This is a genomic window from Rhizobium sp. KNZ2-6A (assembly GCF_056755475.1).
The window spans coordinates 42,257-55,263 of the sequence record NZ_JBNDIC010000048.1; the positions used below are offsets into that span (position 1 = coordinate 42,257).

Below are 13,007 nucleotides of genomic sequence, written 5' to 3' on the forward strand. Positions count from 1 at the left end.
GGTAAATATTCGGGCTAAGGGCCGAAAATCAGGTTGTCGGCCCTACTCGGTCGACAAGAATGAGGTTGCCGCTGAGGGCCTTGTCGCGAATGTGGAGCGCGAGCGCGTATTGTTCGTTCCTGCCGGCATGTACAGGTAGCCGAAGGCCGCGTATAGACTAGACAGACCAAACCGTTACAGGTCCCATGACAGACGTTCCGCAGCCACCGTTGAAGCCCATTCTCCGCATCAGTTTTTCGGGGCAGGATCGGCTCGGGCGCGGCAAGATGGAGCTTCTCGAGCATATCCAGGAGACCGGCTCGATTTCGGCTGCCGGCCGCGCCATGGACATGTCCTACCGTCGCGCCTGGCTGCTCATCAGCGAATTGAACCATATGTTCCGCGAGCCGGTGGTGGAATCGCAGCGCGGCGGGCAGAAAGGCGGCGGCGCGGTACTGACTCCGTTCGGCGAGGAATTGCTGCGGCGCTTCCGGGGCATGGAAACGACGCTGCGCGCGGCAATAGCCGACGATCTCACCTGGCTCGAAGCCAATCGCAGCCCGGCCGGGGCTTCTCAGGAAAATCCTGATTAGAGCATTTCCGCGTTTCTTCGAACCGCGCAAACGCTCTATGCTCTTGTTTTTACGCATTCCGGACGGAAAACCGCTGCGCACTTTTCCGGGAAATGCTTTAGGGTTCGAGTGCCACGGTCTTGATGACCGCATGGATCGGCAGGCCGACGCGCAAGCCCAGCCGCTCGGCCGAGAATTGCGTGATGCGGGCGGTTACGATGTCGCCGCCGCAGTCGACTCTGACCTCCGCGGTTCCATCGGCTGCCGTGCCGATCCCCAGCACTTTGCCATCGAGAATATTGAGGGCGCTGAGGCCTTCGGGCCTGGTTGTCGCCAGCATGACGTCGCGGGCGGGAATATGGACGCGCACCGTCCTCCCGATAGCGGCCGCTTGACCCGGCACCACGAGTTTTGCGGTCTTCAAAGCAATGATGGTCAGATGATGCCGGTCGTCCATCGATTCCACCCGGCCTTCCAGCAGTACGCCGGCTTCGCGGCGGTCGGCCGCCAGCGGGCCGGAGAGCTGGCTGAAAATATCGACGGCGGCGCCGATCGTCTCGACTTTGCCGTCGCGCATGACGACGACGCGGTTGGCGAGCCGCGCCACTTCGGCCATCGAGTGGCTGACATAGATGATCGGAATCCTGGTCTCGTCGCGCAGTCGCTCGAGATAGGGAAGGATTTCCGCCTTGCGGGCTTCGTCGAGAGCGGCCAGCGGCTCATCCATCAACAGCAGCCGCGGCGAGGAAAGCAGGGCGCGGCCGATCGCGACGCGCTGTTTCTCGCCGCCGGAAAGTTTTGCCGGCCTGCGGTCGAGCAGCGCGCCGATGCCGAGGAGATCGACAACGCCGTCAAAGCTTTCGCCGCGCTCGTTCCGGGGTGCGAACCAGCGGCCGTAATTGAGGTTCTGCCGCACGGAGAGATGCGGAAACAGCCGCGCTTCCTGAAAGACATAGCCGAAGCGGCGGCGGTGGCGCGGCACGAAGATCTGCCTGCCGGTGTCGGCAAGCACCGTGTCGTCGAGGCTGACGCGGCCATGATCGGGCCGGCTGAGGCCGGCAATGATGCGGATGATCGACGTCTTGCCGGAGCCGGAGCGGCCGAAAAGGGCGGTTACTCCGCCATCAGAGGTGAATGCGGCCTCCAGCGAAAAGGCACCGAGGCGATGGCGGATATCGATCGAGAGCGTCATTCGAAATCCACCCTCCGTCCGGCGAGATAGGCAAGGAATTCTGAAGCAAGCAGCGCTGCCATGGAAATGATGATGGCGACGATGGTCAGCCGCATGGCGCCGGCATCACCGCCCGGAACCTGGGTGAAGGTGTAGATGGCCGAGGACAGGGTCTGGGTTTCGCCGGGAATATTGGAGACGAAGGTGATGGTGGCGCCGAATTCGCCCATGGCCTTGGCGAAGGAGAGGATCATGCCGGCGATGATGCCAGGCAGGATCAAGGGCAGGGTCACCGTCAGGAAGGTCCAGATGGGACTGGCGCCCAGTGTGCCGGCCGCCTCTTCCAGCTTGCGGTCGACGGCCTCGACCGACAGGCGGATGCTTCTGACCATCAGCGGGAAACCCATGACGCCGCAGGCAAGTGCCGCACCCGTCCAGCGAAACGAGAAGACGATACCGAGATATTGGTCGAGCACAGACCCGATCGGCCCCTTGCGGCCGAAGAGGATGAGCAGGATGAAGCCGGTGACGACAGGCGGCAGGATCAGCGGCAGATGGATGACGCCGTTGAGGATCGATTTGCCCCAGAACCGGCCGCGCGCAAGCAGGAGTGCGGTGGCAATGCCGAGGGGCAGGCTGACCAGCATGGCGACAACGGAAACGCGCAGGCTCAGCTCTATGGCCGTCCATTCGTCGCTGCTCAAACCCAACGCTTCCAAATACTCGCCCCTTAAAACATCTCAGGCTCGCCACGGATCGGCGAGCCTGATGATCGAACCTTCATGCCTGACTAAAGCATTTCCAGGAAAAGTGCGCAGCGGTTTTCCGTCTGGAATGCGTAAGCAAGCAAAAAGATAGAGCGTTTTCGCGATTCGCAGAAAAGCGGAAATGCTCTAGCGGTGATGACGCTCACTGCTTCAGGATCGTGAAGCCCTCATGCTCGAAGAATGGAACAGCCTTAGCCGATTTCAGATAATCGAAATAGGCTTGTACATCCGGGTTCTTGCTGCTGCTGGTAATGGCGATCGGGTAGACGATCGGCGGGTGACTGTCAGCCGGGAAGGTGCCGACGATGGCAACCCCGGGATCGGCCGAGACATCGGTCTGATAGACGATGCCATAGGGCGCCTCGCCGCGCGAAACCAGCGCGAGCGCGGCGCGCACGCTTTCGGCACCGGCGACCTTCTTTTCGACAGATGTCCAGATGCCCAGCTTTTCCAGCGCGCTCTTGCCGTATTTACCCGCCGGCACCGATTCCGGCTGGCCGATCGCCAGGCGGCCATCGCCGAGCAGACCGGCGAGATCCATGCCCTGCTTGATCTCGACCGGCTTCGCCTTGTCCTTGGCGGCAATGAGGACGAGCTTGTTGCCGAGAAGGTTGACGCGGCTGTCGTCCCTGATCAGCTTTTTATCGGCGACATAGTCCATCCAGTTGGTGTCGGCAGAGATGAAGACATCGGCCGGCGCGCCGTTTTCAAGCTGCTTGGCAAGCGGGCCGCTCGCCGCATAGGAGACGGTGACTTCCTTGCCGGTTTCCTTGGTGAAGGCGGCGTCGGCATTGTCGAGCGCGTTTTTCATGCTGGCGGCAGCAAAGACGACGATTTTGTCGGCAGCGAATGCCGGCACGGGCGCGACCGAAAGGCCCAGCCACGCGGCTGATAGCGCCGCGGTTGCAAGCTTGATCCATCGGCGTCGGCTGGTGGCCATTTTATTTCTCTCCAAAGATATCGACATATTTTGAGAGATATAACGGCGCGCAACGCTTGGCTAGGGATATGTTTGTAAAAATATATCGCGATATCGCAGCGTAACCACACGAAATCTATGGATTTTCCGTGACGCAGCGCATACGAGTGGTTTTGGGCATTACAAAAACGCATGACTGGATTCGCCCAGCGGATTGGCGAACGCTCACGAACCGAGACGTAACGTTACGAACCGTGGGATCTTGTGCCATTCTTTCGCCGATTTCATTTCGAGAATGAAAATCACATGGTGGAAAATCTGTGAAAGAAGCGTTTTTTGGGCAGAAAATTTTCATAGCCATGCTCCTAGTGCATTGCTGCATTGCGCAATCGGCCATTTATCAATCGGTAAAATCTGCTAAAACATAATCATCGAAACGGCGATCTCCTCCTCCCAATGCCGTTCGATATGGATCGGCAACTCTCCTCCTCCCAGTTGCTGATCAGGTTCAAAAGCCCGACGCACCTCCTCCCGCGTCGGGCTTTTTATTTTCCAGACCTTCTCCAAGAATTCGGATTGATTATTGTGTGTCGCGCAAGGCTGTCGAGCTGAGCGCCGAGCGCGGTCCATGGATGAAGGTCCAGGCCGGCGCCCGCTTCTTCCAGAGCACGCGGGCGTCATCCTCATCGACACGGGCATAGTGGAAGGTCTTGGCCATCTTGGCCGAGAGATAGGATAGTGTCGATCCCGGCCGGTCGATGACGGCGATCGGAAAGGTGCGGGCGATTTCCTGCCATTTCTGCCAGCGGTGGAACGTATTTAGGCTGTCGGCGCCCATGATCCAGATGAAATGGACATGACTGTTGCGCGCCTTCACATGCGCGAGCGTATTGGCCGTGTAGCTCATGCCCAGCCTGTGTTCGAACGCCGTCACTTTAATGCGCGGATCATGAAGAAGCTGTTCGCTGAGTGCGAGACGCTCGGCGAGCGGCGCCAGGTGATTGCGGCTCTTCAGCGGGTTGCCCGGCGTCACCATCCACCAGAGCTGATCGAGGCCGAGCCGGCGGATGGCGATCTCGGCCACGAGCGCATGGCCCTCATGTGGCGGATTGAAGGAGCCGCCGAAAAGACCAACCACCATGCCGCGCTCGGCATGGGGCATGCGCAGATAGCGTTGATCGATCTCTTCTTTCAGCACGTCAGGGCCGTATCTGTCCGGTGCCGCGTACGCGATATTTGAAGGAGGTGAGCTGCTCGACGCCAACAGGCCCGCGCGCGTGCATCTTGCCGGTGGCGATGCCGATTTCCGCGCCCATGCCGAACTCGCCGCCATCGGCAAATTGCGTCGAGGCATTGTGCAGCAGGATTGCCGAGTCGATCTCGGTGAAGAAGCGCTCGACGACGGCCGGGTCTTCGGCAATCACGGCTTCGGTATGGTTCGACGAATATTTGCCGATATGGCCGATCGCGCCGGAAATGCCGTCGACCAGCGCGACAGAGATAATCGCGGCCAGATATTCCGTCGTCCAATCCTCTTCCGTCGCCGCTTTGAGGCTGGGAATGAGCTGCAGCACGTCGGCAGAGCCACGGATTTCGCAACCTGCTGCGGCAAGCCCGTCGAGTAGCGGCTTCAGATGGGTGGAAGCGACCTTCTTGTCGACCAGCAGCGTTTCGGCGGCGCCGCAGATGCCGGTGCGGCGCATCTTGGCGTTGACGACGATGGATTTCGCCATGTCGAGGTCGGCCGAGGCATCGATATAGACGTGGCAGAGGCCTTCGAGATGGGCAAAGACCGGCACACGTGCCTCGGCCTGCACGCGGGCGACGAGGCTCTTGCCGCCGCGCGGCACGATGACATCGATATTGCCTTCAAGGCCGCGCAGCATGGCGCCGACGGCAGCGCGATCGCTGACAGGCACGAGCTGGATGGCATGTTCCGGCAGGCCTGCCTCCTCCAACCCTTCGACCAGGCATTCATGAATCGCCTGCGAGGAGCGGCGCGAATCGCTGCCGCAACGGAGGATGACGGCATTGCCCGCCTTCAGGCACAGCGCGCCGGCATCCGCCGTCACGTTCGGCCGGCTTTCGAAGATGACGCCGATGACGCCGAGCGGCGTGCGAACGCGCTCTATCTTCAACCCGTTCGGGCGATCCCAGGCGGCGATGACTTCACCCACCGGATCGGCCAGTGCGGCAATGGCCCGAATGCCTTCGGCCATCTCGGCGACGCGCTTGTCGTTCAGTGTCAGGCGATCGACGAAGGAGGCGAGCATATCCGTGCCTTCGACGTCTTTCAGATCCCTAGCGTTTTCAGAGAGGATATGATCCTTGCGGGCCAGGATGGCATCCGCCATGGCATTCAGCGCCTTGTTCTTGCTCTCCGTGGAAGCAAAGGCCAACGGTCGCGACGCAGCCCGGGCTTTGCGGCCGATATCGTTCATCAGCGCATCGATGTCGGGGCTTTGTGCGACGCTATCAAGCATGAGCTTCATCCTTCTTCAATTTCTCGGCCTTCGTCTTGACGGACGCCGTCATGACGAGGTCGTCGCGATGCACCATGGCGGCGCGGCCGGCATAGCCGAGGATCGCCGCGATCTCAGCCGACTTTCGGCCGGTGATCTGACGGGCCTCTTCGGCATCATAGCCGACAAGGCCGCGGGCGATCTCGCGGCCCGAGGGGCCGATGACGGCGACGGTGTCGCCGCGGCCGAAATGGCCGACGACGCGGCGCACGCCGGCGGGCAGCAGGCTCTTGCCGGCGCCAAGCGCGGCGACAGCGCCATCATCGACATGCAATTCGCCGGCGGGCTGCAGCTGCCCGGCAATCCAGGTCTTGCGGGCAGTGACGGGCGTGCCCGACGGCGCAAACCAGGAGGAGCGGGCGCCGCTCTCGATCGCATTCAGCGGCCGGTCGGTCTTGCCCGAGGCGATGATCATGGCGCAGCCGGCGCCGGTGGCGATCTTGCCGGCATCGATCTTGGTGCGCATGCCGCCGCGCGACAGCTCCGAGGCCGCACCGCCGGCCATCGCCTCAATCTCAGGCGTGATCTCGGCGATCGTATCGAGGAATTTCGCTTGGCGGTCGAGATGCGGCGGAGCGGTGTAGAGCCCGTCGATGTCCGACAGCAGCACCAGAAGATCGGCGCCGGTCATGGTGGCGACGCGGGCGGCGAGGCGATCATTGTCGCCATAGCGAATTTCGCTGGTCGCAACCGTATCGTTCTCGTTGATGATCGGCACGGCACCGATCTTCAGAAGCTGGTTGATGGTGGCGCGGGCGTTCAGGTAACGGCGACGCTCTTCGGTGTCGCCAAGCGTCAGCAGGATCTGGCCGGCAACGATATCGTCATGCGACAGGCTTTCCGACCAGGCGCGGGCGAGCGAGATCTGGCCGACGGCCGCCGCCGCCTGGCTTTCCTCGAGCTTCAGCGCGCCGGAGGGCAGGTCGAGCACGGAGCGGCCAAGCGCGATCGCGCCCGAGGAGACGACCAGAACATCGATGCCCTTGGCCTTCAATGCGGCGATGTCGGCGCACATGCCGTCGAGCCAGGATTTCTTCAAGCCGGTCTTGCGATCGACCAGAAGAGCGGAGCCGATCTTGATGACGATGCGGCGGTAGCGGTCGAGCGGCTTGCGGGCAGTCATCCCTGCTTATCCCCGTCTTCACTAAGACGCTCGTCCACGTCGTCGGAGGTCTGGAGGTCGCGATGGCGCAGCTTGGGCGCTTTCGCCGGCTTATCCGCTTCGCCGGCATTGGCTTCGACGATGACATCGCGCAGCGCACGCAGCACTTCGGTCATGCCGCGGCCGGTGACGGCGGAAATCTGGAAGGGCGTCTTGCCGCAGGCGCGCGCCAGCTCGCGCGTCTTCTTCTTCAGCGTTTCTTCGTCCACCACGTCGATTTGCGAGAGCGCGACGATTTCAGGCTTGTCGGGGATGCTGTTGCCGTAAGCCTCAAGCTCGTGCTTCACGGTCTTGTAGGCCTTGCCGACCTTCTCTTCCTGTGCGGAGACCAGATGCAGCAGCACGCGGGTGCGCTCGACATGGCCGAGGAAGCGGTCGCCGATCCCGACACCTTCATGGGCGCCTTCGATCAGGCCGGGAATGTCGGCCAGAATGAATTCCTGGCCATCGACGGTGGCGACGCCGAGATTGGGATGTAGCGTCGTAAACGGATAGTTGGCGATCTTCGGCCGCGCGCGGCTGACGGCGGCGAGGAAGGTCGATTTGCCGGCATTCGGCAGGCCGACGAGACCGGCATCGGCGATCAGCTTCAGCCGCAGCCAGACGGTCTTTTCCTCACCGGGCAGGCCGGGATTGGCCCAATCCGGCGCCTGGTTGACCGAGGATTTGAAATAGGCGTTGCCGAAGCCGCCATTGCCGCCAGCGGCAAGACGGAAGCGCTGGCCTTCCTTCGTGATGTCGCAGATCAGGGTTTCGCCGTCTTCTTCGAAGATCTGCGTACCGACGGGGACTTTCAGCGTCACGTCTTCGCCCTTGGCGCCGGCGCGGTTCCGGCCCATGCCGTGCGTGCCGATCGTGGCCTTGAAATGCTGCTGGTAGCGGAAGTCGATCAGCGTGTTGAGGCCGTTGACGGCCTCGACCCAGACATCGCCGCCACGGCCGCCATCGCCGCCGTCCGGGCCGCCGAATTCGATGAATTTCTCGCGCCGGAAGGAGACGCTGCCCGCGCCGCCGTCGCCTGAGCGAATATAGACTTTTGCTTCGTCGAGAAATTTCATCTTACTACGTCCGTCACCCGGTATCGGCGCATATCCCTTCGGATCGAATGGGATTCACAAAAGCCTATGCGCTCTTTTCAATTCTGCCGCTCATCACGCATCCAAAAGACGCATCGGCGGCCGTTTGCCCGTCATGTCGCCTTCGATATAGGCGCATCGGGCTGAGGTCAAAGAATATCGTGCAGTCCCCGCGCCATAAAGGGGCGGAACTGCACGATTGGCATGATGGTCATCGCCGGCAAGGCCGGCGATGACGGATTTCAGGGCCTTTACGCCGCTTGCGAGAGCCGCAGCGCGCCCGGCTTCAGCACGGTTTCGATATGCGGAACCATGGTGTTGCGGGCGAAGCTGTAGATCTCCGAGCAGCCGGTGATCTCGAAGCCGAGCCTCTGCTGCAGCTTCAAGGATGCCGGATTGTCGGCGAAGGCGCCGGAATGAACGGCGACTTCGGGCATACGGCGGGCAAAGCGCTCCAGGGCGGATATGACCGCCTCGGTCATGATGCCGCGCCGCCAGTAGAAGCGGTTCAGCCAGTAGCCGAGATGCCAGCCGCCGTGGCGAAGCTCGATGCCGACGCAGCCGATATGGGCATCATCCGGTTCGGTGATGGCCAGTTGCCAATCGGGGCCGAGGCCGGAAGTGTGCTGGACCAGCCAGTCCAGCGCATCCTGCCGGTCATAGGGCGCGGGCACGCGGGCCAGCATGCGGGTGACGGCGAAATCGGAAAGCGATTCCGCGATCATATCGGCGTCGCTGAGCCGGTGCGGGCGCAAGGTCAGCCGTCCGGTCTGGATGACCGGCGTCGGCCCGGGCATCAAAATCCGGGCGTCGCGGCGGGTGAGGGCGAGAGCGTTCATCTCATACCTCCCCAGCTACGCAACGACATCCAGGTCTTGCGGTCGAGCCTGTACCATTCGACCGGCACGGTGCTGCCGAGCGCCAACGACGCGGCAAGGCCCGATCCCTGGAACTGGAAGCCGCACTTCTGCACGACGCGCCTGGATGCGACGTTCATGACCCGGCAACGGGCGTCGATCTGGGCGACGTTTTCGCGGGTGCGGAAGACCATGTCGACGAGCGCGTGGGCTGCTTCCGTCGTATAGCCCTGGTTCCAGTAGGGTTCGCCCAGCCAGTAGCCGATCTCGACGGTGCGTGGATCGGCCGTGGGTTCGACCCCGCAGCAACCGAGAAAGGCGCCGTTGTCGGCTTTGGTAATCGCATAGACGCACTTGCCAATCTCGCCAAGCTTCGTGCGTCGCACGAAATCGGCGGCATCATTGGTCGTATACGGGTGCGGCATACGCGATACCATAGTGGCGACGTTGGCGTTGTTGGCGAGATGGGCAAGGGCGTCGATGTCTTCTTCGTGGGGCGCGCGCAGAACGAGCCTTTCCGACAGTAAGACGGGGCAATCGGTCCTTAACCTATCCGGCCTCAGCCGTTCTTCGGGAGACCTTGATTGGTCTTCCCTTAACAATTCGCCTTGCATGGTTCAGTCCTCCTTGGTTGAGGGTAAAGAAAAAGGGGAGATGGCGCCCCATCTCCCCTTTTTCTTGACTGAACCTTGTAGCGTCAGCCGGGTCGATGAGACGCCGGCTGTTTTAGAGCGCTACCGGCTTATTCCGCTGCTTCCGCTTTCGGCATTACAGACACGTACACGCGGCCATTGGCCTTCGTACGGTAGTTCACGTTGCCCGCCGTAAGCGCAAAAATCGTGTGATCCTTGCCGAGGCCAACGTTGGAACCCGGGTGCCACTGCGTGCCGCGCTGACGCACGATGATGTTGCCTGCGATGACGGCTTCGCCGCCGAACTTCTTCACGCCAAGGCGCTTGGATTCGGAATCGCGACCGTTGCGCGAGGAACCGCCAGCTTTTTTGTGTGCCATTGGAGTTCTCCTTTAAACCTTGATCCCGTTACTTACTTGGCAGCCACGATGTCCGTGATGCGGACGACCGTGTGATGCTGGCGATGGCCGCGCGAACGCTTCGAGTTCTGACGACGGCGCTTCTTGAAGGCGATGACCTTCTTGCCGCGGTTGTGCTCGACCACTTCGGCCTTGACGGAAGCGCCCTTGACGAAGGGAGCACCAATCGCAGCGTCGGCGCCTTCGCCGATAACGAGGACTTCGGTGAATTCTACGGTGCCGCCGGCGGTGACTTCCAGCTTCTCGATGGTCAGCACGTCGTTGGCCGCCACACGGTACTGCTTACCGCCGGTCTTGATGACTGCGAACATTTTTTATCCTTTCATGTTCGTTCCGGCTCTCTCGCCAAAGGACGAGCGGCCGTCTTTTTATCAGTCGAAATTTAGCAGGAATTCCAAAGGCTTTAGGCCTTCCAAAAAATCTGCCGGTGAAGCCCTGCGCGAAGCAGGGAGGGGCAAGGCGCGGATTTATCCACACCTATTGCGTCGCACGGGATATATAAGCGCCCTTTATCTGTCAAGGCAAAAGGATGAAAAGGTTCCATATTCGCCCTTGCCATCCCTCTCGTCTGTCGCTATGAGACAGCCCGCGCTCAAACGCGCCGACCAGCATAACCGGAGAGGTGGCAGAGTGGTCGAATGCACCGCACTCGAAATGCGGCATACCTGCAAGGGTATCGTGGGTTCAAATCCCACCCTCTCCGCCATAAACATGTGCATTATCAAATAGTTACGATATTAATACCTGCGACAAGCGTTGTGGGGTTTTAGCTAGGCCGCTGTCACAATTGATCATGGGGCCATGCTCAAGGCGCTGCCAGGCGAATCTGCTTCTTGGAATTCAACTCAGATTTTGGATTGCCTCGCATTGGCAACCACGAATGCGGATTTAACATGTCGTGGCGGATGTGTTAAAAAAATCGAGTTTTTTTAACTTATCGAGTCGCATATGTTAAATCCGTCCTACCAGCTTCCCGATCTGACATCCCTTGATGGCTTAGAAACCATCGCGGTATTCAAGGCGCTAGCGGCAGCTAACAGGTCGCTGGCTGAGCTGAAGGGCCGAGCGGCAGCAATACCCAATCAAGGTATCCTGATCGACACGCTTGCACTGCAAGAAGCAAAGGCGAGCTCCGAGATCGAAAACATCGTCACCACCCAGGACGAATTGTTTCAAGCCCAGCTGTTTCCAGAGGGACCGGAGTCTCCGGCAGCAAAAGAAGTCGCGCTATATTGCGATGCGCTAAAATTCGGCTTTGACAAGCTCCGGCGGACCGAGGGCCTGATTACCAATGCGACTATCGTCGGTATATTTCAACTCCTCAAGCGGCGCACAGATGGATTTCGCCAGACACCAGGCACCGCGCTTAGAAACGATCGATCGGGTGAGATCGTCTATGTGCCTCCCCAGGATCAGAACGAAATAAATTCAGCGATGAGCCGGCTTGAGCGTTTCATCACCGATGACCAGCTTTCAACGCTCGATCCGCTGATCAAGATGGCACTTATCCATCATCAATTCGAAAGCATCCATCCCTTTCCGGATGGGAATGGGCGAATAGGGCGTATCCTGAACGTCCTCTATCTTACGCGAGTAGGCCTCCTAGAAATTCCCATTCTCTATCTAAGTCGTGCCATCAACAACTCAAAGGATGAGTATTATCGCCTGCTGCAACATGTGCGCGATACCGGTGAATGGGAGGATTGGCTCATCTATATGCTGAGAGCCGTCGATGAGACCGCTAAAACGACGCTGGACCTGGTCGAAAATATTCGTGAGCAGATGGCGACAGCAAAAAAACGACTCCGGACTGAATTTCCGAAAATTTACTCGCAGGATTTGCTCAACAACCTATTCCGACATCCCTACACGCGGATCGATTACGTGCAGAAAGAGCTGAATGTTACGCGCCAGACGGCAGCTCGTTATCTCGATACGCTCGCCGATGCCGGAGTTTTGAGCAAACACCAGAGCGGGCGCAACAATTACTACATCAATGAGCCGCTAATCGCCCTGTTTTTAAAGGTATCTGAGTGATCGAGGATCTTGCCGGGAGAATCCTTGGCGGCCCTCCCGGGGGCATTCTACGGGTGATTTTCAACACTTATTGGAGATCACATGGCAACGATTCGAAAGCTCAGAGGGCGCTGGCAAGCACAGGTTCGCCGGCGCGGCATGAAACCGCGTTGCAAATCCTTCGACTCAAAGTCAGAAGCTGAGAAGCGGGCGCGCGAGCTCGAAGCCTAGGTCGATCGCTTTGGCGCTGCTCCAGATACGAGGATCCTCGAGAGCACGACGCTCTGCGAGCTCCTGGAGCGTTACCAGCTCGAAGTTCACCGAAGTCGGCTATGTCGGCCGCGACGTCGAGCAGATCGAAACTCCTCAACCCTCCGGAAACTGATAAATCACATCCGCAAAAGATCCCGTCGGAAAGACGTAGAAGAATTTCAGGTTGGCGGTTGATTCATTGCGGATGCCGTGTTCGGCGTTGCCGGGGATGAAGACCGTGGTGCCGGCCTTGACCGTCGTTTCCTGCCCGCCGATCCGCACGATGCCGGTTCCCTCGAAGATGAAGTAGATTTCCGATGGGTCGTGCCGATGCGGCTTGAGTTCGCCGCCGGGTACGAGTTCGGCGATGCCGGCGCTCATGCTGTCGGTGGGGGTGATGTCGCTGCTGAGCAGCGTGTGCCAGGATATGGAGCCGTGGACGGGGTCGTTCCAGCCGTCGCGCGCGCGCTCCTCGGCTGTGGTGATAACGGCTTGCGATCGTTTTGTCATTTCGCCTCAAAACGTTGGGTCGGCAACCAGGCAGAACGGTGTCACAGCCGTGCGGAATGTCAATTGGAGGGCATAGGATCGGTCGATATCGGCTGCCATTCGCCCGTTCTCAACAGCTTCCCCGAAGCGCCATGTGGCGGGGCGGGGCGGGCA

General features: G+C 60.2%; 14 protein-coding genes, 1 tRNA gene and 1 pseudogene. 4 read left to right on the forward strand and 12 right to left on the reverse strand.

The window, feature by feature from the left end; all coding sequences use genetic code 11:
- The first annotated feature begins 185 nt into the window (after positions 1–185).
- Entirely contained in the window at positions 186–572 is a 387-nt protein-coding gene (locus tag ACPYOP_RS26190; protein ID WP_481413186.1) for a winged helix-turn-helix domain-containing protein, read from the forward strand.
- A gap of 97 nt (positions 573–669) precedes the next feature.
- Here the strand turns inward: ACPYOP_RS26190 and modC are convergent, their stop codons facing one another.
- The 11 genes from modC to rplU form a co-directional block, all read right to left on the reverse strand.
- A complete protein-coding gene (gene modC / locus ACPYOP_RS26195; RefSeq protein WP_481413187.1) occupies positions 670–1,743 on the reverse strand; it encodes a molybdenum ABC transporter ATP-binding protein in 1,074 nt (357 codons plus the stop codon).
- Complete coding sequence (gene modB / locus ACPYOP_RS26200; RefSeq protein WP_481413188.1) at positions 1,740–2,441, reverse strand: molybdate ABC transporter permease subunit; 702 nt, start codon at positions 2,439–2,441, stop codon at positions 1,740–1,742. The genes modC and modB overlap by 4 nt, the downstream gene beginning before the upstream one ends.
- A 190-nt stretch (positions 2,442–2,631) precedes the next feature.
- The gene (gene modA, locus ACPYOP_RS26205; RefSeq protein ID WP_481413189.1) at positions 2,632–3,429 is read right to left on the reverse strand and encodes a molybdate ABC transporter substrate-binding protein; all 798 of its coding nucleotides are present in this window, start codon (positions 3,427–3,429) and stop codon (positions 2,632–2,634) included.
- 559 nt (positions 3,430–3,988) lie between these two features.
- The gene (locus ACPYOP_RS26210; RefSeq protein ID WP_481413199.1) at positions 3,989–4,570 is read right to left on the reverse strand and encodes a nicotinate-nucleotide adenylyltransferase; all 582 of its coding nucleotides are present in this window, start codon (positions 4,568–4,570) and stop codon (positions 3,989–3,991) included.
- 37 nt (positions 4,571–4,607) lie between these two features.
- Positions 4,608–5,891 carry a glutamate-5-semialdehyde dehydrogenase gene (locus ACPYOP_RS26215; protein ID WP_481413190.1) on the reverse strand — a complete coding sequence of 428 codons (1,284 nt, stop codon included), beginning with the start codon at positions 5,889–5,891 and terminating at the stop codon, positions 4,608–4,610.
- Complete coding sequence (proB, locus tag ACPYOP_RS26220) at positions 5,884–7,053, reverse strand: glutamate 5-kinase (protein ID WP_481413191.1); 1,170 nt, start codon at positions 7,051–7,053, stop codon at positions 5,884–5,886. Before proB ends, ACPYOP_RS26215 begins: the two co-directional genes overlap by 8 nt.
- Complete coding sequence (obgE, locus tag ACPYOP_RS26225; protein WP_481413192.1) at positions 7,050–8,150, reverse strand: GTPase ObgE; 1,101 nt, start codon at positions 8,148–8,150, stop codon at positions 7,050–7,052. The genes proB and obgE overlap by 4 nt, the downstream gene beginning before the upstream one ends.
- Before the next feature lie 269 nt (positions 8,151–8,419).
- Positions 8,420–9,007: a GNAT family N-acetyltransferase gene (locus ACPYOP_RS26230; RefSeq protein WP_481413193.1), complete on the reverse strand. Its 588-nt coding sequence runs from the start codon at positions 9,005–9,007 to the stop codon at positions 8,420–8,422.
- Entirely contained in the window at positions 9,004–9,639 is a 636-nt protein-coding gene (locus tag ACPYOP_RS26235; protein WP_481413194.1) for a GNAT family N-acetyltransferase, read from the reverse strand. The genes ACPYOP_RS26230 and ACPYOP_RS26235 overlap by 4 nt, the downstream gene beginning before the upstream one ends.
- 128 nt (positions 9,640–9,767) lie before the next feature.
- On the reverse strand, positions 9,768–10,037 hold the full coding sequence (gene rpmA / locus ACPYOP_RS26240; protein WP_004127267.1) for a 50S ribosomal protein L27: 270 nt from the start codon (positions 10,035–10,037) through the stop codon (positions 9,768–9,770).
- A gap of 32 nt (positions 10,038–10,069) precedes the next feature.
- A complete protein-coding gene (gene rplU, locus ACPYOP_RS26245; protein WP_004127263.1) occupies positions 10,070–10,387 on the reverse strand; it encodes a 50S ribosomal protein L21 in 318 nt (105 codons plus the stop codon).
- Between the two features lie 305 nt (positions 10,388–10,692).
- Between rplU and ACPYOP_RS26250 the strand changes: the two genes are divergently transcribed.
- The 3 genes and pseudogenes from ACPYOP_RS26250 to ACPYOP_RS26260 form a co-directional block, all read left to right on the forward strand.
- Positions 10,693–10,782: transfer RNA gene (locus tag ACPYOP_RS26250), tRNA-Ser, on the forward strand.
- Between the two features lie 242 nt (positions 10,783–11,024).
- Positions 11,025–12,113: a Fic family protein gene (locus tag ACPYOP_RS26255; RefSeq protein WP_481413195.1), complete on the forward strand. Its 1,089-nt coding sequence runs from the start codon at positions 11,025–11,027 to the stop codon at positions 12,111–12,113.
- Positions 12,114–12,194: 81 nt separating this feature from the next.
- A pseudogene (locus ACPYOP_RS26260) lies at positions 12,195–12,410 on the forward strand (site-specific integrase); the annotation flags it as partial.
- A gap of 48 nt (positions 12,411–12,458) precedes the next feature.
- Here ACPYOP_RS26260 and ACPYOP_RS26265 read toward each other — a convergent pair.
- A complete protein-coding gene (locus ACPYOP_RS26265) occupies positions 12,459–12,854 on the reverse strand; it encodes a cupin domain-containing protein (protein WP_481413196.1) in 396 nt (131 codons plus the stop codon).
- Positions 12,855–13,007: the final 153 nt, after the last annotated feature.

Excerpts from the sequence above, each read along its gene's own strand:
- ACPYOP_RS26190 (WP_481413186.1), top strand. The coding sequence starts at position 186 with ATGACAGACGTTCCGCAGCCACCGTTGAAGCCCATTCTCCGCATCAGT.
- modC (WP_481413187.1), bottom strand. The coding sequence starts at position 1,743 with ATGACGCTCTCGATCGATATCCGCCATCGCCTCGGTGCCTTTTCGCTG.
- modA (WP_481413189.1), bottom strand. The coding sequence starts at position 3,429 with ATGGCCACCAGCCGACGCCGATGGATCAAGCTTGCAACCGCGGCGCTA.
- ACPYOP_RS26210 (WP_481413199.1), bottom strand. The coding sequence starts at position 4,570 with ATGCCCCATGCCGAGCGCGGCATGGTGGTTGGTCTTTTCGGCGGCTCC.
- ACPYOP_RS26215 (WP_481413190.1), bottom strand. The coding sequence starts at position 5,891 with ATGCTTGATAGCGTCGCACAAAGCCCCGACATCGATGCGCTGATGAAC.
- proB (WP_481413191.1), bottom strand. The coding sequence starts at position 7,053 with ATGACTGCCCGCAAGCCGCTCGACCGCTACCGCCGCATCGTCATCAAG.
- obgE (WP_481413192.1), bottom strand. The coding sequence starts at position 8,150 with ATGAAATTTCTCGACGAAGCAAAAGTCTATATTCGCTCAGGCGACGGC.
- ACPYOP_RS26230 (WP_481413193.1), bottom strand. The coding sequence starts at position 9,007 with ATGAACGCTCTCGCCCTCACCCGCCGCGACGCCCGGATTTTGATGCCC.
- ACPYOP_RS26235 (WP_481413194.1), bottom strand. The coding sequence starts at position 9,639 with ATGCAAGGCGAATTGTTAAGGGAAGACCAATCAAGGTCTCCCGAAGAA.
- rpmA (WP_004127267.1), bottom strand. The coding sequence starts at position 10,037 with ATGGCACACAAAAAAGCTGGCGGTTCCTCGCGCAACGGTCGCGATTCC.
- rplU (WP_004127263.1), bottom strand. The coding sequence starts at position 10,387 with ATGTTCGCAGTCATCAAGACCGGCGGTAAGCAGTACCGTGTGGCGGCC.
- ACPYOP_RS26255 (WP_481413195.1), top strand. The coding sequence starts at position 11,025 with ATGTTAAATCCGTCCTACCAGCTTCCCGATCTGACATCCCTTGATGGC.
- ACPYOP_RS26265 (WP_481413196.1), bottom strand. The coding sequence starts at position 12,854 with ATGACAAAACGATCGCAAGCCGTTATCACCACAGCCGAGGAGCGCGCG.